The 19,699-nt window shown below is 62.0% G+C and carries 16 protein-coding genes and 5 tRNA genes; 2 read left to right on the plus strand and 19 right to left on the minus strand.

Features of this window, described 5'->3' with window-relative positions; all coding sequences use genetic code 11:
• Window positions 1-7: 7 nt before the first annotated feature.
• The 19 genes from rpsJ to RDU24_RS01225 form a co-directional block, all read right to left on the minus strand.
• Window positions 8-325: a 30S ribosomal protein S10 gene (rpsJ, locus tag RDU24_RS01135; RefSeq protein ID WP_308733883.1), complete on the minus strand. Its 318-nt coding sequence runs from the start codon at window positions 323-325 to the stop codon at window positions 8-10.
• Window positions 326-529: 204 nt separating this feature from the next.
• The gene (gene fusA / locus RDU24_RS01140) at window positions 530-2,608 is read right to left on the minus strand and encodes an elongation factor G (protein ID WP_308733884.1); all 2,079 of its coding nucleotides are present in this window, start codon (window positions 2,606-2,608) and stop codon (window positions 530-532) included.
• Window positions 2,609-2,626: 18 nt separating this feature from the next.
• Entirely contained in the window at window positions 2,627-3,097 is a 471-nt protein-coding gene (rpsG, locus tag RDU24_RS01145) for a 30S ribosomal protein S7 (protein WP_308733885.1), read from the minus strand.
• Between the two features lie 27 nt (window positions 3,098-3,124).
• On the minus strand, window positions 3,125-3,496 hold the full coding sequence (gene rpsL / locus RDU24_RS01150) for a 30S ribosomal protein S12 (RefSeq protein ID WP_308733886.1): 372 nt from the start codon (window positions 3,494-3,496) through the stop codon (window positions 3,125-3,127).
• A 163-nt stretch (window positions 3,497-3,659) separates the two neighbouring features.
• Window positions 3,660-7,793, minus strand: a complete 4,134-nt coding sequence (gene rpoC, locus RDU24_RS01155; protein ID WP_441319105.1) for a DNA-directed RNA polymerase subunit beta' — start codon at window positions 7,791-7,793, stop codon at window positions 3,660-3,662.
• Between the two features lie 105 nt (window positions 7,794-7,898).
• Window positions 7,899-11,999 (minus strand): DNA-directed RNA polymerase subunit beta, encoded by a 4,101-nt coding sequence (gene rpoB, locus RDU24_RS01160; protein WP_308733888.1) that lies wholly within the window; start codon window positions 11,997-11,999, stop codon window positions 7,899-7,901.
• A 355-nt stretch (window positions 12,000-12,354) separates the two neighbouring features.
• Window positions 12,355-12,738, minus strand: a complete 384-nt coding sequence (gene rplL / locus RDU24_RS01165; protein ID WP_308733889.1) for a 50S ribosomal protein L7/L12 — start codon at window positions 12,736-12,738, stop codon at window positions 12,355-12,357.
• A gap of 45 nt (window positions 12,739-12,783) precedes the next feature.
• The gene (gene rplJ / locus RDU24_RS01170; RefSeq protein ID WP_308733890.1) at window positions 12,784-13,323 is read right to left on the minus strand and encodes a 50S ribosomal protein L10; all 540 of its coding nucleotides are present in this window, start codon (window positions 13,321-13,323) and stop codon (window positions 12,784-12,786) included.
• Window positions 13,324-13,472: 149 nt separating this feature from the next.
• Complete coding sequence (gene rplA / locus RDU24_RS01175) at window positions 13,473-14,180, minus strand: 50S ribosomal protein L1 (protein ID WP_308733891.1); 708 nt, start codon at window positions 14,178-14,180, stop codon at window positions 13,473-13,475.
• A 12-nt stretch (window positions 14,181-14,192) separates the two neighbouring features.
• Window positions 14,193-14,618 carry a 50S ribosomal protein L11 gene (gene rplK / locus RDU24_RS01180; RefSeq protein WP_308733892.1) on the minus strand — a complete coding sequence of 142 codons (426 nt, stop codon included), beginning with the start codon at window positions 14,616-14,618 and terminating at the stop codon, window positions 14,193-14,195.
• A gap of 48 nt (window positions 14,619-14,666) precedes the next feature.
• Window positions 14,667-15,227, minus strand: coding sequence for a transcription termination/antitermination protein NusG (nusG, locus tag RDU24_RS01185; RefSeq protein WP_308733893.1), 561 nt, complete (start codon window positions 15,225-15,227; stop codon window positions 14,667-14,669).
• Between the two features lie 21 nt (window positions 15,228-15,248).
• Window positions 15,249-15,509, minus strand: a complete 261-nt coding sequence (gene secE, locus RDU24_RS01190) for a preprotein translocase subunit SecE (protein WP_308733894.1) — start codon at window positions 15,507-15,509, stop codon at window positions 15,249-15,251.
• Window positions 15,510-15,531: 22 nt separating this feature from the next.
• Window positions 15,532-15,608: transfer RNA gene (locus RDU24_RS01195), tRNA-Trp, on the minus strand.
• Window positions 15,609-15,616: 8 nt separating this feature from the next.
• Window positions 15,617-15,766, minus strand: coding sequence for a 50S ribosomal protein L33 (gene rpmG / locus RDU24_RS01200; protein ID WP_308733895.1), 150 nt, complete (start codon window positions 15,764-15,766; stop codon window positions 15,617-15,619).
• A gap of 3 nt (window positions 15,767-15,769) precedes the next feature.
• Complete coding sequence (gene tuf, locus RDU24_RS01205) at window positions 15,770-16,963, minus strand: elongation factor Tu (RefSeq protein WP_308733896.1); 1,194 nt, start codon at window positions 16,961-16,963, stop codon at window positions 15,770-15,772.
• Between the two features lie 50 nt (window positions 16,964-17,013).
• Window positions 17,014-17,089, minus strand: a tRNA-Thr gene (locus RDU24_RS01210).
• Window positions 17,090-17,128: 39 nt separating this feature from the next.
• Window positions 17,129-17,205 (minus strand) — tRNA-Gly (locus tag RDU24_RS01215).
• Between the two features lie 66 nt (window positions 17,206-17,271).
• Window positions 17,272-17,357, minus strand: a tRNA-Tyr gene (locus RDU24_RS01220).
• Between the two features lie 13 nt (window positions 17,358-17,370).
• Window positions 17,371-17,445, minus strand: a tRNA-Thr gene (locus RDU24_RS01225).
• 245 nt (window positions 17,446-17,690) lie between these two features.
• On the opposite strand from RDU24_RS01225, the gene RDU24_RS01230 reads away from it, so the two are divergent.
• On the plus strand, window positions 17,691-18,719 hold the full coding sequence (locus tag RDU24_RS01230; protein ID WP_308733897.1) for a tRNA dihydrouridine synthase: 1,029 nt from the start codon (window positions 17,691-17,693) through the stop codon (window positions 18,717-18,719).
• A gap of 106 nt (window positions 18,720-18,825) precedes the next feature.
• Window positions 18,826-19,674 carry a 4-hydroxy-3-methylbut-2-enyl diphosphate reductase gene (gene ispH / locus RDU24_RS01235; RefSeq protein WP_308733898.1) on the plus strand — a complete coding sequence of 283 codons (849 nt, stop codon included), beginning with the start codon at window positions 18,826-18,828 and terminating at the stop codon, window positions 19,672-19,674.
• Window positions 19,675-19,699: the final 25 nt, after the last annotated feature.

Below are 19,699 nucleotides of genomic sequence, written 5' to 3' on the forward strand. Positions count from 1 at the left end.
CCCTCCCCTACAGCTTGATCTCGACGTCCACGCCAGCGGGCAGCGAAAGCTTGCCCAGGGCGTCGACCGTCTGCTGAGTGGGCTCCAGAATGTCGAGAAGGCGCTTATGGATGCGCATCTCGAACTGCTCGCGGGACTTCTTGTCCACGTGCACGGAGCGGTTCACGGTGGTCTTCAGGATGTTGGTGGGCAGGGGAACAGGCCCGGCGATAGCCGCACCGGTGTTCCGGGCGGTATCAACGATTTCCGTCACAGCCTTGTCAAGGATGCGGTAATCGTAGGCCTTGAGCTTGATCCGAATACGGTCGCTCGTCATCGCAGCCATACACTCTCCTTCGTTTCCGGGGGTTTACACCCCTCGCGGCGGGCTTGCGTTTGCCTGCCGCTCTACGGAAATGCTGGGGTTATCTGGTTATCTCTATACGTTCCGTGGGACACCCCCACGGACATTTTTCAGAGGCGGAACGTTGCCTTACTTGTTTGGCTCTTCTCCTGTCAAGGGAAAAGTGCCGCCGGAACCGCCCGGCGACTATTTCTTCTTCATGATCTCTTCAGCGATGTTCCCGGGAACCTGCTCGTAGTGGTCGAACTGCATGGTGAAGGTGGCGCGGCCCTGGGTGCGAGAACGCAGGTCCGTGGCGTAGCCGAACATGTTCGACAGGGGCACCTGGGCGGTGATGACCTGGGAGGACACACGCGCCTCCAGGCTGCTCACGCGGCCACGGCGGCCGTTCAGGTCACCCATGACATCGCCGAGGTATTCCTCGGGAGTGACCACTTCGACACCCATGATGGGCTCAAGCAGCACGGGACCGGCCTTCTGGGCGGCTTCCTTGACGGCCATGGAGCCCGCCACGTAGAAGGCCTGCTCGCTGGAGTCGACTTCGTGGTAGGAGCCGAAGACCAGCTTGACCTTGATGTCCACGGCGGGGAAGCCGGCCAGGATGCCGTTTTTCAGGGCGTCCTCGATGCCGCGACCGACCGGGGCGATGTATTCCTTGGGGATGATGCCACCCTTGATCTCATCCTCGAAGACATAGCCGCCCGCCGGGTTGGGCTCGATCTCGATGACGACGTGGCCGTACTGGCCGCGGCCACCGGTCTGCTTGGCGTGCTTCATGTCGCACTTGGCAGGCTTGGTGATGGTCTCGCGGTAGGCGACGCGGGGCGCGCCGACGTTGGCGTTGACGTTGAACTCACGCAGCAGGCGGTCGACGATGATCTCCAGGTGCAGCTCGCCCATGCCGGCGATGAGGGTCTGACCGGTTTCCTCGTCACCCTTGACGCGGAACGAGGGGTCTTCCTTGGTCAGCTTGGCGAGGGCGGCGGAGAGCACGTCGCGGTCGGCCTTGGTCTTGGGCTCGATGGCGACCTCGATGACGGGCTCCGGGATATCCAGGGACTCGAGGACCACGGGGGCCTTCAGATCGGCCAGGGTGTCGCCGGTGGAGACGCTCTTGAGGCCGACGGCGGCGACGATGTCGCCAGCCAGGGCTTCCTTGATCTCCTCACGCTTGTTGGCGTGCATCTTGAGCAGACGGCCGATGCGCTCCTTCTTGCCATTGCCCGCGTTGACCACGGTTGCACCGGATTCGATGCGGCCGGAATAGACGCGCAGGAAGGTCAGGTGGCCGACGAAGGGGTCGGTCATGAGCTTGAAGGCCAGGGCCGCCAGCGGCTTGGAATCGTCGCAGGGGCACTCGATCTTTTCTTCCTCGTTGTCGGGGTTGGAGCCGATCATGGCCGGAATGTCGATGGGGGACGGCAGGTAGTCGATGACGGCGTCGAGCAGGGGCTGCACGCCCTTGTTGCGGAAGGCCGTGCCGCAGAGCACCGGGCAGATCTTCATGGCGATGGTCGCCTTGCGGATGCCCAGGATGATTTCGTCTTCGGTGAGCTCCTCGCCAGCGAGGTACTTCTCCATCAAGGCTTCGTCTTCCTCAACGACCGCTTCCAGCATGACCAGGCGCAGTTCGTCGTACTTGGCCTTGAGATCGGCGGGAACCTCGACCACGTCGAAGGCAACGCCCTTGTCTGCGGCGCGGTCGACGTAGACGATGGCGTTGCCGCGCACCAGGTCGACCATGCCCACGTATGAGTCTTCGGATCCGATGGGGATGTGCAGAGGCACGGGCTTGGCGCCCAGGCGATTCTTGATCATGTCCACGCAGCGGAAGTAGTCGGCGCCGACGCGGTCCATCTTGTTGACGAAGGCGATGCGCGGGACGTTGTAACGGTCGGCCTGGCGCCAGACGGTCTCGGACTGGGGCTCGACGCCGGCGACGGCGTCGAAGACGGCCACAGCGCCGTCAAGCACGCGCAGGGAGCGCTCGACTTCCATGGTGAAGTCGACGTGACCGGGAGTGTCGATGATGTTGATGCGGTGCTCACGCCAGAAACAAGTCGTGGCCGCACTGGTGATGGTGATGCCGCGCTCCTGCTCCTGGACCATCCAGTCCATGGTAGCCTGGCCGTCGTGCACTTCGCCAATCTTGTGAGAGACGCCGGTATAATAGAGAATGCGCTCGGTGGTCGTGGTCTTGCCGGCATCAATGTGGGCCATGATGCCGATATTGCGCTGCTTCTCGCTGGGGACAACTTTGGACACTGTTCTAACTCCCCGTGACTACCAGCGGTAGTGAGCGAAGGCCTTGTTCGCCTCGGCCATCTTGTGGGTTTCTTCCTTCTTCTTCACGGCGCCGCCACGATTATTGAAGGCGTCCAGCAATTCGCCGGACAGGCGGTCGACCATGCCCTTCTCGCCGCGGGAGCGGGAGTAGTTGATCAGCCAGCGGATGGCCAGGGCGCTCTGGCGGTCGGGGCGCACTTCCATGGGCACCTGGTAGGTGGCGCCGCCAACGCGGCGGCTCTTGACCTCGAGGTGCGGACGAACGTTGTCCAGAGCCTTTTCAAAGGCGCGGATGGGATCTTCCTTGCTCTTCTCGCCCAGGGATTCGAGGGCTTCGTAGAAGATGCGCTCAGCGGTGCTCTTCTTGCCGTCGTACATCAGGCGATTGATGAACTTGGCGGCCATGCGGCTGCCGTAAACCGGATCAGGCAGAACCTGACGCTTGGTGATGGGTCCTTTGCGGGGCATGGGTACTTCTCCTTCCCGTGCTTTGCGTTACTTCGGACGCTTGGCGCCGTACTTGGAACGGCCCTGGCGACGATCGGAAACACCGGCGGTGTCCAGAGTGCCACGGACGATATGGTAGCGGACACCGGGAAGGTCCTTCACGCGGCCGCCGCGAATGAGCACAACAGAGTGCTCCTGAAGGTTGTGGCCTTCGCCGGGAATGTACGCGGTAACCTCGATGCCGTTGGTCAGCCGCACGCGGGCAACCTTACGGAGCGCGGAGTTCGGCTTCTTGGGCGTGGTGGTGTACACGCGCGTGCACACGCCACGGCGCTGCGGACATTCGAGCAGTGCCGGGGTCTTTTTGCGCTTGCCGATCTTTTTGCGCGACTTGCGGATCAACTGGCTGATAGTAGGCATGAACCCTCCGAAAAAGTGCTTATAAACAATGCAAGAGGACCGCTCTTATTCCCAAAGCGACCTGTTGTCAAGCCCCCTGCCACATCCCCGGTCACGGGGAAACAGGTGGACGCCCTACTCTGGCGCCCACCCTTGGTGTATCGCGCGTCCGGGGACGGACGCATTAAAAAGGCTCAATGAGCAGCGGATCGTCCTCAAGCTCCTCAAGGAACTTGTCAGGACGCTCAGGCTGTTCAGGCACGCTGATCTCGGCGTCGGCGTACTGGCGATAGCCCGTGCCGGCCGGGATCAGACGTCCCACGATGACGTTTTCCTTAAGTCCGCGCAGCGAGTCGGACTTGCCCGACAGCGACGCTTCGGTCAGCACCTTGGTGGTCTCCTGGAAGGAGGCCGCCGAGATGAAGGAGTCCGTGGACAGGGAGGCCTGGGTGATGCCCAGAACAAGCGTCTCGGCGGTAGCCGGGGCGCCGCCCTTGGCGATGACCGCGTTGTTCTCCTCCATGAAGCGGACCTTGTCCACCTGCTCCCCGATGAGGAACGTGGTGTCGCCCGGATCGATGATGCTGACCTTCTTCAGCATCTGGCGCACGATGATCTCGATGTGCTTGTCGTTGATGTTAACGCTCTGCACCCGGTAGACGTTCTGGATCTCTTCCACCAGGTAGCGGGCAAGGTGCTTCTCGCCCTTGATTTTGAGAATGTCATGCAGCTCGGGGTAGCCTTCGGTAAGCAGGTCGCCCGCCTCCACGAAGTCGCCTTCCTGCACGGTGATGTGCTTGCCCTTGGGGATCAGGTATTCCTTGGTCTCGCCGGTTTCCGGCACGACCACGATCTTGCGCTTGCCCTTGCTCTCCGCGCCGAAGGAGCAGATGCCGTCGATTTCGCTGACGACCGCCTGTTCCTTGGGCTTTCTCACTTCGAAGAGCTCGGCGACGCGCGGCAGACCGCCGACGATGTCCTTGGTCTTGCTGGACTCGCGCGGGCGGCGGGCGACGATGTCGCCGGCCTTGATCTCGTCGCCGTCCTTGACCATCAGAATGGCGCCCACGGGCATGGGGAACTCGGCCTTGAGCGCGCTGCCGGGACGCGGCACGGGCACGCCCTTCTCGTCATTGATGGAGATGGACGGGCGGAAGCTCGTGGTACGGTACTCAATGATGGTGTACGTGGCGCGCTGGGTCATGTCGTCCACGCGCTCCTGGTACGTCTTGCCTTCGACAATGTCCTTGAACTGGACGATGCCGTTGACGTCGGCGATGAAGGGCTCGTTGAAGGGGTCCCATTCGGCGATGGCCTGGCCCTTCTTGATCTCCTGGCCTTCCTTCGCCAGCAGGCGGGCGCCGGAGGGCAGCGTGTACTTCTCACGCTCGCGCCCCTGCTCGTCCACCACGCCGACCTGGCAGCTCTTGCCGAGGACCATCACGACGCCCTCGGAGTTGGTGACGTTTCTCATGCGCGAGAACACGACGCGACCGTTGTGCTGGGCGTCGATGCGCGACTGTTCGATTTCACGCGACGCCGTACCGCCGATGTGGAAGGTACGCATGGTGAGCTGGGTGCCGGGCTCGCCGATGGACTGGGCGGCGATGATGCCGACGGTTTCGCCCACGTTGACGATGTGGCCGCGGGCCAGGTCACGTCCGTAGCAGCAGGCGCACACGCCCTGGGGGCTCTTGCACGTCAGGCCGGAACGGATGTGGATGGAGTTGATGCCGGCCTGGTCGATCTTCTCGGCGATGGTCTCGTCGATGAGCGTGTTGGCCTCCACGATGAGCTCGCCGGTGTCTTCGTCGAAGACCGGGAACATGGTGGTGCGTCCGAGCACGCGCTCGGCCAGGCGCTGCTTGATCTCGCCGTCCTTGATGTAGTGCGTGAGCTCCAGGCCGTCCACGGTGCCGCAGTCGATCTCGCACACGGTGACATCCTGGACCACGTCCACCAGGCGGCGGGTGAGGTAACCGGAGTTGGCCGTCTTGAGCGCCGTATCCGCGAGACCCTTACGAGCGCCGTGGGTGGAGATGAAGTACTGGAGAACCGAGAGGCCTTCACGGAAGCTCGCCGTGATGGGCGTCTCGATGATTTCGCCGGAGGGCTTGGCCATCAGGCCGCGCATGCCGGCCAGCTGGCGCATCTGGTCCTGGTTGCCTCGAGCGCCGGAGGTGGCCATCATGTAGATGGGGTTGAAGCTGGCGTTGACCTCGGCGTCGCCGGTGCGCGCGTCGATGACCGTATCCTTCGAGATCTCCTCCATCATCTGCAGGGAGACCTCGTTGGTGGTCTTGGTCCACACGTCAACGACCTTGTTGTACTTTTCCGTGCGGGTGATGATGCCTTCGCGGTACTGGACTTCGATGTCCTCGACTTCCTGCTGGGCGTCGGAGAGCAGCTTGGACTTGCCGTCCGGGATCTTCAGGTCCTTCACGCCGATGGTCACGCCCGCCTTGGTGGCGTAGTCGTAGCCGAGGCTCTTCAGGCGGTCGCACAGGATGACCGTGGCCTTGGTGCCCGCGGTGCGGTAGGCCATGGCCACAAGGCGGCCGATGTTCTTCTTGTTCAGCACCAGGTTGACGTTCTCGAAGCCGAGCTTCTCGGGCAGGAGTTCGCTGGCGATGATGCGGCCACAGGTGGTTTCCACCAGCTCGCCCTTCACGCGGCACTTGATGCGGGCGTGCAGCCCCAGGTGCCCGGCGCTGTGGGCGGCGATGACCTCCCAGGCCTCGGTGAAGACCATGCCCTCGCCCTTCTCAAAGCTGCGGGCGGTGGTCAGGTAGTACAGTCCAAGCACGATGTCCTGGCTGGGGTTGATGACCGGGCTGCCGTTGGCGGGCGAGAGAATGTTGTTGGAGCTCATCATGAGCACGCGGCATTCGATCTGTGCCTCGACGGAGAGGGGCACGTGCACAGCCATCTGGTCGCCGTCAAAGTCCGCGTTGTACGCGGCGCAGACCAGCGGGTGCAGCTGGATGGCCTTGCCTTCGACCAGGAGCGGCTCGAAGGCCTGGATGCCCAGGCGGTGCAGGGTCGGCGCGCGGTTGAGCAGGATCGGGTACTCGCGCACGACATCCTCAAGGATGTCCCACACGACCAGGTCCTCGCGCTCGACCATCTTCTTGGCGCTCTTGATGGTGGTGGCGATCTCGCGCTTCTCAAGCTCGGAGTAGATGAAGGGCTTGAACAGCTCGAGCGCCATCTTCTTGGGCAAGCCGCACTGGTGCAGCTTCAGGTTCGGGCCGACCACGATGACCGAACGGCCGGAGTAGTCGACGCGCTTGCCGAGCAGATTCTGGCGGAAGCGGCCCTGCTTGCCCTTGATCATGTCGGACAGGGACTTCAGCGGGCGGCCGTTGGTGCCGGTGATGGCGCGACCGCGGCGGCCGTTGTCGAACAGGGCGTCGACAGCTTCCTGCAGCATGCGCTTTTCGTTGCGGATGATGATGTCCGGCGCGCCGAGCTCGAGCAGCCGCTTCAGGCGGTTGTTGCGGTTGATGACGCGGCGGTACAGGTCGTTCAGGTCGCTCGTGGCGAAGCGGCCGCCGTCCAGGGGGACGAGGGGGCGCAGCTCGGGCGGAATGACCGGAACCACTTCCATGATCATCCACTCCGGCTTGTTGCCGGACTCGATGAAGGCCTCGACGATCTTGAGGCGCTTGGTGATCTTTTTCTTCTTGGTCTGGGAGCGCGTGGTGGCGCTCTCCTCGCGCAGGGTGGCGCGCAGCTCTTCGAGGTTGATGGCCTCAAGCAGCTTGCGGATGGTCTCCGCGCCCATGCCCACGGTGACGACATCCTCGCCATAGTGGTCGATGACCTGGAGGTACTGGTCTTCGCCCAGCACCTGCAGCTTCTTCAGGCTGGTCTCGCCCGGATCGAGCACGATGTAGGAGTCGAAGTAGAGCACCTTCTCCAGATCGGCCATGGTGATGTCGAGCAGGGTGCCGATCTTGGAGGGCAGGGTCTTCAGGAACCAGATGTGCGCAACGGGCGCCGCCAGTTCGATGTGACCCATGCGCTCGCGGCGGACCTTCGAGGCGATGACCTCGACGCCGCACTTTTCGCAGACGATGCCGCGGTGCTTCATGCGCTTGTACTTGCCGCAATTGCACTCGTAGTCCTTCACGGGACCGAAGATCTTGGCGCAGAAAAGGCCATCGCGCTCCGGCTTGAAGGTGCGGTAGTTGATGGTCTCAGGCTTTTTGACCTCGCCGAAGCTCCATTCACGGATCTTCTCGGGAGAGGCTATAGAGATCTGGATCGCCTTCAGGTTGCGACCGGAGACGCCCAGATTTGTGGCTCCACGCATGGTGAACAGTTCGTCCAAGCTCATGGATTTTCCTCGTAAGTTTGACAGTTCCCTTAGAACCCGCGCATGCGGGTCAACCCACCAACGGTCGGGGTGCGCCCCGTCCTACTGCCTTCTGGCGGGCCTCTTCTTCTCGTCCTGGATCAGGTTCACATCCAGGCCCAGGGACATCAACTCCTTGATAAGCACGTTGAAGGACTCGGGCAGGCCGGCCTCCAGGAAGTTGTCGCCCTTCACTATCTTCTCGTACATCTTCACGCGGCCAGCCACGTCGTCGGACTTGACCGTGAGGAATTCCTGGAGCAGGTACGCCGCGCCGTAAGCCTCGAGCGCCCAGACTTCCATTTCACCCAGACGCTGTCCGCCGAACTGGGCCTTGCCGCCCAACGGCTGCTGGGTGACCAGGGAGTATGGGCCCGTGGAACGGGCGTGGATCTTCTCGTCGACCAGGTGGTGCAGCTTCAGCATGTACATGACGCCCACGGTGACGCGACTGTGGAAGGTCTCGCCGGTGCGGCCGTCGTACAGGGTGATCTTGCCGTCGTCCGGCAGGCCCGCGCGCTCCAGCCAGCCCCAGATCTCTTCCTCGCTCGCGCCGTCGAAGACCGGGGTCTTGGTGATGATGCCGTGGCGCAGGTTCTTGACCGCCGTGGTCAGCTCCTCGTCGCTCAGGCCCTTGATGAGCTCCACGGTCTCCTTGGCGGAGAACACGTCGTTCAGCTCACTGCGCACCTGCTTCATGGCTTCGCCGGACTCGATGAGGGCGTTCATCTGCGCGCCCAGCTCGCGGGCGGCCCACCCCAGGTGGGTCTCCATGATCTGCCCGATGTTCATACGCGAAGGAACGCCCAGCGGGTTCAGCACGATGTCCATGGGGGTGCCGTCTGCGAAGAAGGGCATGTCCTCTTCCGGCAGGATGCAGGAGACGACGCCCTTGTTGCCGTGACGGCCGGCCATTTTGTCGCCCACGGAGAGCTTGCGCTTCACCGCAACGTAGACCTTGCACATCTTGATGACGCCCGGAGGCAGATCGTCGCCCTCGGTGACCTTCTCGCGCTTCACGTCGTAGACGGTCTTGATGAATTTCACCTGGCGCTCGTAGTCGGCCAGGATGTTCTTGATCTGATCGTTGACATCCTTGGAGGAGAACAGCCCGGCCAGCTTCTTGAGCGGCAGGTCGTCCAGTACTTCGCGGGTCAAGGGGCGGTCGCTCTCCACGAGCACCTCGCCCTTCTTCTTGCCCATCAGCGGCTGGGAGATGGTCTTCTTCTCGACCACTTCCCAAACGCGCTCGCGCACGTTGTCGGTCAGCGCGGCGATGTGCTTCATCTCCTTCATGTCGAAGGCGGAAAGCGCCGACTGCTCGATGGACAGGGTGCGATCGTCCTTCTCGCCGCTTCTGCGGTTGAAGACCTTGACGTCGACCACGGTGCCCTCGATTCCAGGCGGAACCTTGAGGCTGGTGTTTTTCACGTCGCGGGCCTTGTCGCCGAAGATGGCCCTCAGGAGCTTCTCTTCAGGGGTCAGCTGGGTCTCGCCCTTGGGGGTGATCTTGCCGACCAGGATGTCATCGGGCACCACGCGGGCGCCCAGGCGGATGATGCCGCAATCGTCGAGGTTGCGCAGCATCTCCTCGCTCACGTTCGGGATGTCGCGGGTGATTTCCTCGGGTCCGAGCTTGGTGTCGCGCGCCACGACTTCGAACTCCTCGATGTGCACGGAGGTGTAGACGTCCTCCTTGACCACGCGCTCGGAGATGAGGATGGAGTCTTCGTAGTTGTAACCGCACCAGGGCATGAAGGCGACCAGCAGGTTCTTGCCCAGGGCAAGCTCGCCGTTCTTGATGCCGGGGCCGTCGGCCATGACCTCGCCCTTCTTGACGCGCTGGCCGACCTTGACGCAGGGGCGCTGGCCGAAGCAGGAGTTCTGGTTGCTCTTGTGCCACTTCTGCAGCTCGTAGTGCATGGCGCCGCCGGTGTTCGGATTAACCGAATCGTCATAGTTGACGATGAGGCGCTCGGCATCGGCGAAGTGGACCACGCCGTCGGCCTTGGCCAGGATGCAGGCGCCGGAATCCTGGGCGACAACGCCCTCCATGCCGGTGCCCACCAGCGGCACTTCGCTCTTCAGCAGCGGCACGGCCTGGCGCTGCATGTTCGAACCCATGAGGGCGCGGTTGGCGTCGTCGTGCTCGAGGAAGGGGATGAGCGCGGCGGAGATGGACACGATCTGGCTGGGCGAGATGTCCATGAGCGTGACGGTCTCGGTGGGCACGATGTTCACGTCGCCCGAGATGCGCGCCTGGACAAGCGGAGCCTGAATGGTGCCGTCCGCATCCAGCTTCAGGCTGGCCTGGGCCACCGACTCGCTGGCCTCGCGGGAGGCGTCCATCCACAGGATCTCCTCGCCGGCGCGGCCATCCTTGACCACGCGGTACGGGGTCTCGATGAAGCCGTAGTCGTTGACGCGGGCGTAGGTGGTCAGGGAGACGATGAGGCCGATGTTCGGTCCTTCCGGCGTCTCGATGGGGCAGATGCGGCCGTAGTGCGAGGTGTGCACGTCGCGCACCTCGAAGCCCGCGCGCTCGCGGGTCAGACCGCCGGGTCCCAGGGCCGAGAGGCGGCGCTTGTGCGTCACTTCGGACAGAGGGTTGGTCTGGTCCATGAACTGCGAGAGCTGGCTGGTTCCGAAGAACTCTTTCAGCACCGCGGCCACGGGCTTGGGATTGATGAGGTCGTGCGGCATGAGCGTGGACACTTCCTGCAGGCTCATGCGCTCCTTGATGGCGCGCTCCATGCGCACCAGACCGATGCGGTACTGGTTTTCCACCAGCTCGCCCACGGGGCGGACGCGGCGGTTGCCCAGATGGTCGATGTCGTCGGCAGGACCGTGGGAGTCCTTCAGCTTCACCAGGATCTTGACCGCCTTGAGGATGTCCTCATTGGTCAGGGTGCGCAGCTCAAGGGGCTCGTTGATGCCCAGACGCGTATTCAGCTTGTAGCGGCCGACAGTGGAGAGGTCGTAGTAGTCCGAGCTGCGGAAGAGGTTCTCGAAGAAGCTCGCGGCGATCTCGGGCGTGGGCGGAGAGCTGGGGCGCAAGCGACGATAGATTTCAATCTGCGCAGAGGCCAGGTCCGTGGTCTTGTCGGCGGCCAGGGTGTCGCGCATGGACGAGGACACGTCCATGCCACGCGTGAACAGCACGCGGATTTCCTTGACGCCAGTGGCGCGGATGGTCTCGATGATGTCGGCGGAAAGCTCGGTGGAGGCCTCGAAGAGAACTTCGCCGGAGTTTGCGTCAACAATGTCCTGGGCGAGGAACTGGCCGAGCAGCGTGTCGGGGGAGACCTCCATGGCCTCCATGCCGTCCTTCATCATGTCGCGCCAGGCCTTCTTGGTCACGGGACGATTCTTCTTCACCGCCACCTTGCCGTCGGACAGGACGATGTCCTCGAAGGCGTCTTCCTTGCGGTACTGGTCCTTGGAGAGCTTGCGCAGCACGCGCTCGCCGTCGAACATGTACTCTTCATGGTCGTAGAAGTAGTCAAGGATGTCGGTCTTGGTCAGACCCATGGCCTTGAACAGGATTGTGGCGGGCATCTTGCGGCGGCGGTCGATGCGCACGTACAGGATGTCCTTGTGGTCGAAGTCGAAGTCCAGCCAGGAGCCGCGCATGGGGATGATGCGCGAGGAGTACAGCACCTTGCGGCTGGAGTGCGTCTTGCCCGAGTCGTGCTCGAAGATGATGCCGGGGGAGCGCTGGAGCTGGTTGACGATGACCCGCTCGGTACCGTTGATGATGAAGGTGCCCTTGTCGGTCATCAAGGGAATGGTACCGAAATAGATGTCCTGTTCCTTGATGTCGCGAATGGTGCGAGCACCGGACTCCTCGTCCACATCGAACACCACCAGGCGAACGATGAGGCGGATGGGAGCCTCAAAGGTCAGGCCTTTGGCAATGCACTCATCCTCGTCGTACTTGGGCTCCTGAATGATGTAGCTGACGTACTCGAGGCTGGCGGTCTTGTTGAAATCTTCGATGGGAAATACGGAGCGGAAGACGGCCTCCAGTCCCAGGTCGGCACGGCTGGCCGGCGGGACGTCGCGCTGCAAAAATTTCAGGTAGGAATCCACCTGGAGTTCAAGCAGGTGCGGGATCGGAAGGGTATTGGCAATCTTTCCGAACAGTTTCGTGAGCTGGGCCATTGTCACCTCATCGAGCGAGACGGTTGGTGTTCACAGAAGACAGCACGCCCCTGTGGCGCTGTTACCATACAGGGGAACTCGTGGCTACTCCCGGTCCAGAAAAGGCGGAAAATTCATCTTCGTCGTTTCAAGTCCCCAGGTGGAATCAGATCTCCGCTAGGGGGGCGGGTGGAAATTCGTTCGCGGCGAGACTGATCTCAAGCCGCCTAAGCCGTGCGCGCCAGGTTCCCGTCGCGCTTGCACCAGTGGCTTCTGCCAGGTGCCGGTTCTTCAAAAAATAGAAAGACGGGACAAAGGACGCACCCCGTCAAGGGTGCGCCCTTCGCCCGGAAACGCTTCAGTTAGAAGCGGTGATCTACTTAACCTCGACGACGGCGCCGGCTTCGGTCAGGTCCTTCTTGGCGGCCTCGGCGTCAGCCTTGGAAACGCCTTCCTTGATGGCCTGGGGAGCGCCGTCAACCTTGTCCTTGGCTTCCTTCAGGCCCAGGCCGGTAAGGGCGCGGACGACCTTGATGACGCCGATCTTGTTGGCGCCGGCATCCTTCAGGATGACGTCGAACTCGGTCTTCTCTTCAGCGGCCTCGGCCGGGGCGCCACCAGCGGGGGCAGCGGCGAAAGCGGCCACGGGAGCGGCGGCGGAAACGCCGAACTTCTCCTCAAGCTCCTTGATGAAGTCGGCCAGTTCGAGAACGGTCATGCTGGAGATGAACTCAACAACCTGCTCTTTGGTAACGGACATGGTATATTCCTCCTGGAAAGTTGCGTTTGCTTTGGTTAACTGGGGTTACTGGGCTTCGGGGGCCGCTCCGCCTTCCTTCTGCTCCTTGATTGCATTCAAGGCGTACAGGAAGTTGCGGAGAATTGCCGCGAACACGCCGACAAAGTTGGTGGGCACCGCATTCATGGTGCCAAGCAACTTGCCCAACAGTTCGGGCTTGCTGGGCAGCGTTGCAAGCTGCTTCACGCCCTCCTCGTCAAGGAACTTTCCCTCAAGGCTGCCGAAACGCATGGAAAGCTTTTTGCTCCCCTTTGCGAAATCGGACAAAGCCTTGGCCAGGGCAACGGGATCATCGTAGCCCAAGGCAACTGCACAGTTTTCCTTAAGACGCTCATTGAGGACAGCGTGGGACGTGTCCGTGAGCGCCAACCGGGCCAGGGTGTTCTTGACGACTTGGTAATCGACTCCGGCTTCGCGGAGCTTGGCGCGGAGAATAGTCATCTCCTCAACGCCCATGCCCTTGAAGTCGGTGACGACAGCGATGTTCGCGCGCGCAGCCTTTTCATGCAGCTGCTCGATGATCTGGGCTTTTCCTTGCCTGTTCATCGTGTCTCGCTCCTCGTCGTTCTTTGGCCCGGAAAGCAAAGTACGTCTCGGCAGGTGATTAAGGGCTGAAGGCCCGCCTGCTTTCTTCGACTCAACTTCCCGTGCTTACATAAAAAACCGGTTGGGCGGCCAATCCGCCCAAACCGGGACTAGACTTCCAGGAACTTGCGCAGGGTCTGGGTGTCGATCTTGACGCCCGGGCCCATGGTGGTGGCCACAGCCATGGCCTTCAAGTACGTGCCCTTGGCCGTGGAAGGCTTCAGGCGGTTCACGGTGTCAAGAAGGGCAGACAGATTCTGCAGGAGCTTCTCGGCGCCGAAGGACTTCTTGCCGATGGGAGCGTGCAGGATGCCCGCCTTGTCGACCTTGAACTCCACGCGGCCAGCCTTCAGCTCGCGGACGGCCTCGCCCACGTTGAAGGTGACGGTGCCGGTCTTGGCGTTGGGCATCAGGCCGCGGGGGCCGAGCATGCGGCCGATCTGGCCGACCTTGGCCATCATGTCAGGGGTGGCGACGGCGTTGTCGAAGTCGAGCCAACCGCCCTTGATCTTTTCCACCAGCTCATCGCCGCCGCACTCGTCGGCTCCGGCCTCTTTGGCCTCGGCTTCCTTGTCCGGCTTGCAGAAGACGATGACGCGAGCGGTCTTGCCCAGGCCGTTCGGCAGGGGACAGGCGCCGCGCACCATCTGGTCGGAGTACTTGGGATCGACGCCGAGGTTGATGGCGACATCAACGGTCTCGTCGAACTTGGCGAAGGAGTTTTCGATGGCGAGCTTGACAGCCTCGTTCACCGCGTAACGCACTGTCGAATCAAAGCCTTCAGCGGCCTTGTCGTAGTTTTTTCCGTGTTTCGGCATGGCTTATCCTCGCTACCCTATGACTTCAAGGCCCATGCTGCGGGCAGTGCCAACGACGCAATTCTTGGCGGCCTCAAGGGACTTGGCCGTAAGATCGGGCGCCTTAAGCTTGGCGATTTCCTCCACCTGAGCCATGGTGACCTTGCCGACTTTGGTCTTGTTGGGCTCGCCGGAGCCCTTCTCGATCTTGGCGGCCTTGAGCAGGAGCACCGGAGCCGGAGGGGTCTTGGTGATGAAGGAGAAGGTGCGGTCCGCATACACGGTGATGATCACCGGAATGATCATGCCCTTCTGGTCCTGCGTCTTGGCGTTGAACGCCTTGCAGAACTCCATGATGTTCACGCCGTGCTGGCCCAGCGCCGGACCCACCGGGGGGGACGGGTTGGCCACGCCGGCAGGAATCTGCAGCTTAACTTTACCAGTGATTTTCTTGGCCATTTTTATATCCTCGCAGGCGATTGCCCGCTGCAGTCGAACAGGGTCCGTCTAGCCCTTCGTCACCTGGACGAAGTCGAGCTCCACCGGGGTCTGACGCCCGAAAATGGAGACGGCCACGCGGAGCTTGCCCTTGTCGTAATTCACATCCTCGACGACACCGTTGAAACCACTGAAGGGGCCGTCGATAACCCGAACCTCGTCGCCTCTTTCGAAGTTGAACTTGGGACGGGGCTGTTCCTGCCTGCTCTCCATCATGGAGAGGATGGTCTGTGCTTCACTGTCGCGCATTGGGGTGGGACGGTTCTTTCCGCCCACAAAGCCCGTGACGCGAGGGATGGACTGGATCAGATGCCAGGAGTCGTCGGTCAGGATCATCTTCACCATGACATAGCCCGGATAAAACTTCCGGGTCGTGGTGCGACGCTCTCCCTTGACCATCTCCACCACTTTCTCAGTGGGAACGACGACCTCAAGAACCTGGCCCTTTTCCTGACCGGTACGCATCATCTCAAGGATGGTCTTCTCCACACGCTGCTCGAATCCCGAGTACGTGTGGACGATGAACCAGCGGGCCGGTTTTTCCCCGCCAACGGCGCTATCTTCAGTCACTTGCGCTCACCTGCCAGGGGGTTAGGACAGCACAGCCTCGATGATCTTGGACAAGCCAAGATCGACGACGCCCAGGAATAGCGACATGACCAAGACAAGGACCATGACCGCCGCACAGGTTGCATATGTCTCCTTGCGGGAAGGCCAGGTGATCTTTTTCAGCTCAACCTGGGATTCCTCGAAGAAGACCTTCAGTTCCTGCGCCTTGGCGGCAACACCCGATTTCTCGGGCAGTTCCGCGCCTTGCTGGCCGCTGGAGCCTTTCGCTGCATGTTTCGACATTGTTCTCCCCATGTTGGGGGTGTGGCAGGCCAGGTAGGATTCGAACCTACAGCGTCCGGTTTTGGAGACCGGTGCTCTAGCCGTTGGAGCTACTGGCCTGCATGTAACTACTTGGTTTCGCGGTGAACCGTATGCTTCCTGTCAAAGGGGCAATACTTCTTCACTTCGAGACGACCCGTAGTGTTCTTCTTATTCTTCTCCGTCGCGTAATTGCGCCGCTTGCACTCGGTGCAAGCAAGCTGGATATTGACGCGCATGGATTACTCCAGAATCTCGGTGACAACACCCGCGCCGACGGTGCGGCCGCCTTCGCGAATGGCGAAGCGCAGTCCCTGCTCCATGGCGATGGGGTGGATCATGTCAACGATGAAGGTTGCATTGTCGCCGGGCATGACCATCTCGACGCCCTCTTCCAGGGTCACGACACCAGTGATGTCGGTGGTGCGGAAGTAGAACTGCGGACGGTAGCCGGAGAAGAACGGCGTGTGACGGCCGCCCTCGTCCTTGGACAGGACGTACACTTCGGCCTTGAACTTGCGGTGCGGCGGGATGCTCTTGGGCTTGGCCAGAACCTGGCCGCGCTCGACATCTTCACGCTTGATGCCGCGCAGGAGCACGCCGACGTTGTCGCCAGCCTGGCCCTGGTCAAGGATCTTGCGGAACATTTCAACACCGGTGCAGGTGCTCTTCACGGTGTCCTTGATGCCGACGATTTCAACTTCGTCACCGACGGTGATGATGCCGCGCTCGACACGACCGGTCACGACGGTGCCGCGGCCAGAGATGGAGAACACGTCTTCGATGGGCATCAGGAAGGGCTTGTCGATGTCGCGGACCGGCTCAGGAATGTAGGTGTCGCAAGCGTTCAGCAGCTCGGCGATGCACTTGCACTCTTCGCTGTTCGGGTCGTCGCTCTCCAGAGCCTTCAGGGCGGAACCCTGAATGATGGGCACGTCGTCGCCGGGGAAGCCGTACTTGGTCAGCAGCTCGCGCATTTCGAGCTCAACCAGCTCGAGCAGCTCGGCGTCGTCGACCATGTCGCACTTGTTCATGAAGACGACCATGTAAGGCACGCCGACCTGACGGGCGAGCAGCAGGTGCTCACGAGTCTGGGGCATGGGGCCGTCGGTGGCGGCCACGACCAGGATCGCGCCGTCCATCTGGGCAGCGCCAGTGATCATGTTCTTGATGTAGTCGGCGTGACCGGGGCAGTCCACGTGAGCGTAGTGACGATTCTTGGTCTCGTACTCAACGTGTGCGGTGGCGATGGTGATGCCGCGCTCTTTCTCTTCCGGCGCCTTGTCGATCTGGTCGAAGGCAACGTAAGAGCCCATGCCCATCATGGACGCCGTCTTGGTGATGGCGGCGGTGAGGGTGGTCTTGCCGTGGTCGATGTGGCCGATGGTGCCGATGTTAACGTGAGGCTTCTTGCGCTCAAATTTGGCCTTACCCATTTTGGAACCCCCTGTGCTTGTATCAGCGGTTGTCCGTGAAAATAAAGATATGGAGCCCATGAACGGAATTGAACCGTTGACCTCTTCCTTACCAAGGAAGTGCTCTACCGACTGAGCTACATGGGCCTAAGATCGCCTTAGGAGGCCCCCGATGGGCCTGGACTTTGGAGCGGGAAACGGGACTCGAACCCGCAACCCTCAGCTTGGAAGGCTGATGCTCTAGCCAATTGAGCTATTCCCGCGCGGTAATTCCGTAGTCCATGCGACAGTGTCAGTCCTGTCTCCTACGACGTTTCTTGCCGCGTATGTGGTGGTGGGGGGAGGATTTGAACCTCCGAAGGCTGACGCCGACAGATTTACAGTCTGTTCCCTTTGGCCACTCGGGAACCCCACCATTCACTTCAACCTGGAGCTGGCGATGGGACTTGAACCCGCAACCTGCTGATTACAAGTCAGCTGCTCTGCCATTGAGCTACGCCAGCGTGTGAACAAGGACGCATACACGCCCCGTCCGTGAATTGCAAGCTTTTTCTCCACCGATGGCGCGCCTTCAGCGCGGTGGACACCAGCAATTCCCTCGTTTCCAAGGCCGCACTGTCTATTTTGAATCCGCCCTGCTTGTCAACTGGTTTTCTGCGGCGCATGCAAAATATCTTTCGTTTCGGCAAAGTTTCACGCTAATATCCCTTTGACGGCTCTCTCTGAAAGACCTATCTCCCGTTTCGCCATGCAAAAACTGCCCTTCGCACCCGATGCCCCGTGGCTGGCCCCCCTGGCCGGTTATTCCGACCTCCCCTTCCGCATGCTCTGCCGAACCTTCGGAGCGGCCTGCGCCGTGACGGAAATGGTCAGCGCCAAGGGGCTGGTCTTCGGCGGACACGGCACCACCAGGCTGCTGACCTCCGACGCTGGCGACACGCCTCTGGTGGTTCAGCTCTTCGGCGCCGAGCCGGACATCTTCGACCGCGCCATGCCGCTCCTGCTGGAGCGCGGGTTCACCCACTTCGACCTCAACTGCGGCTGCTCCGTGCGCAAGGTCAACAAAAGCGGCGCAGGCTCTGCGCTCATGGCCAGACCCGCTGTGCTCGAGGCCATCGTCAAGGTGATGGTGCGCCACGCCGGCCCTGGCCGTGTGGGCGTCAAATTCCGCCTGGGCATCCAGCACGGCGAGGAGAACTACATTGAGCTGGGCCAACGCCTGGCCGGGCATGGCAGTGGCTGGCTGACCCTACACCCGCGCACGGCCAAGCAGCTTTTCGGCGGCTCCGCCGACTGGAGCGCCATCGGCCAGCTGGTGCGCGCCGTGGACATTCCCGTGCTGGCCAGCGGCGACCTGTTCTCGGCCGAGGACGCTGCCCGTTGCCTGGCGGAGACCAATTGCGCCGGGGTCATGTTCGCCCGAGGCGCCCTGGTCGACCCGATGATATTCCAGCGCCTGAAGGACATCCTGGCCGGACGCGAGAGCGCGCCGCGCTCGGCCCAGTCTCTGGCTGCGGCGGCGACCCTGCACATCCAGCTGGCGCGCAACCTGGACGGCACGCCGCGCGCGCTCAGGGCGCTAAGAGCCTTTCTGCCTCGCTACGCCAAAGGCTTTTCCGGCATCCGCGCCTTGCGCCAGGCCTTTCTCCAGTGTTCCACCTGGGAGGAACTGGAGACCACCGCGGGCCGCATCGCCACGCTCTGTGAATCCGGCGAGCCCATGGATCATGCCGATTTCACGGACGGCTGCGGCACAGCGGACGGCAAGGTTACGTAATTCAGCCCGTCCCTTGCTGTTGACTCCTTTATGCCCCTGGTTCATTAGTTAACATGTGCGGGCCTGACGTATCTCAGCCCGTGACACCAGTTGGAGATGCTCAATCATGGAAGTCATCCGCGCCCGCTTGGCGGGCTTCTGCATGGGCGTTGGCCTGGCCCTGAAAAAGCTTGATGATCTGTTGGCTGCGGATTCAAGCCGCACCACGTTCATGCTCGGGCCCATCATCCACAATCCGCAGGTGTTGGAAGACTATGCCCAACGAGGCGTGGCCCTTGCGAAAACCGTCGCGGAGGTGCCTTCGGGCGCCCGCGTTGTCATCCGCGCCCACGGCATCCCCGCTGGCGACGAACGCGAGTTGATCGCACGCGGTGTTGAGGTGGTGGACGCCACCTGCCCCAAGGTCAAGCGCGCCCAGCTCCTCATCGACGAACAGGCCGAGACCGGGCGCAGCCTGCTGCTCTTCGGCGAGACCGACCACCCCGAGGTTCGCGGGCTGCTGAGCTACGCTGGCGAAGAACCCTTCGTTTTCGAGACGCCCGAGGAACTGGCCGCCCATGCGCTTGCCCCGGGCAGGCAGTATTTTCTCGCCGCCCAGACCACCCAGGACCGCAAGGCTTTTGAGCAGATCAAGGCCGACCTCACCGACCGGCTGAAGGATGACCTGGTCGTGCTGAACACCATTTGCGACGCCACGCGCCTGCGCCAGGACGAGGCCATCCGCCTGGCGGGCCAGGCGGACTGCGTGGTCGTGGTCGGCGGAAAGGCCAGCGGCAACACCCGCAGGCTCGCCCAGGTCATCGAGGCCCAGCAGACCCCGACCATTCTTGTAGAGACCGTTGACGACCTCCATGGCATTGACGTAGTAAAATATGGGAAGATGGGCTTAACTGCCGGGGCATCTACGCCGAAAAGGATCATTGACGAGATTGAAGCCCATCTGCGGGCGCTGTAGCCAGCGCCTTCCCGGGCCTCACACC

It is taken from the genome of Humidesulfovibrio sp. (assembly GCF_031082295.1).
Classification (GTDB): Bacteria; Desulfobacterota; Desulfovibrionia; order Desulfovibrionales; family Desulfovibrionaceae; genus Humidesulfovibrio.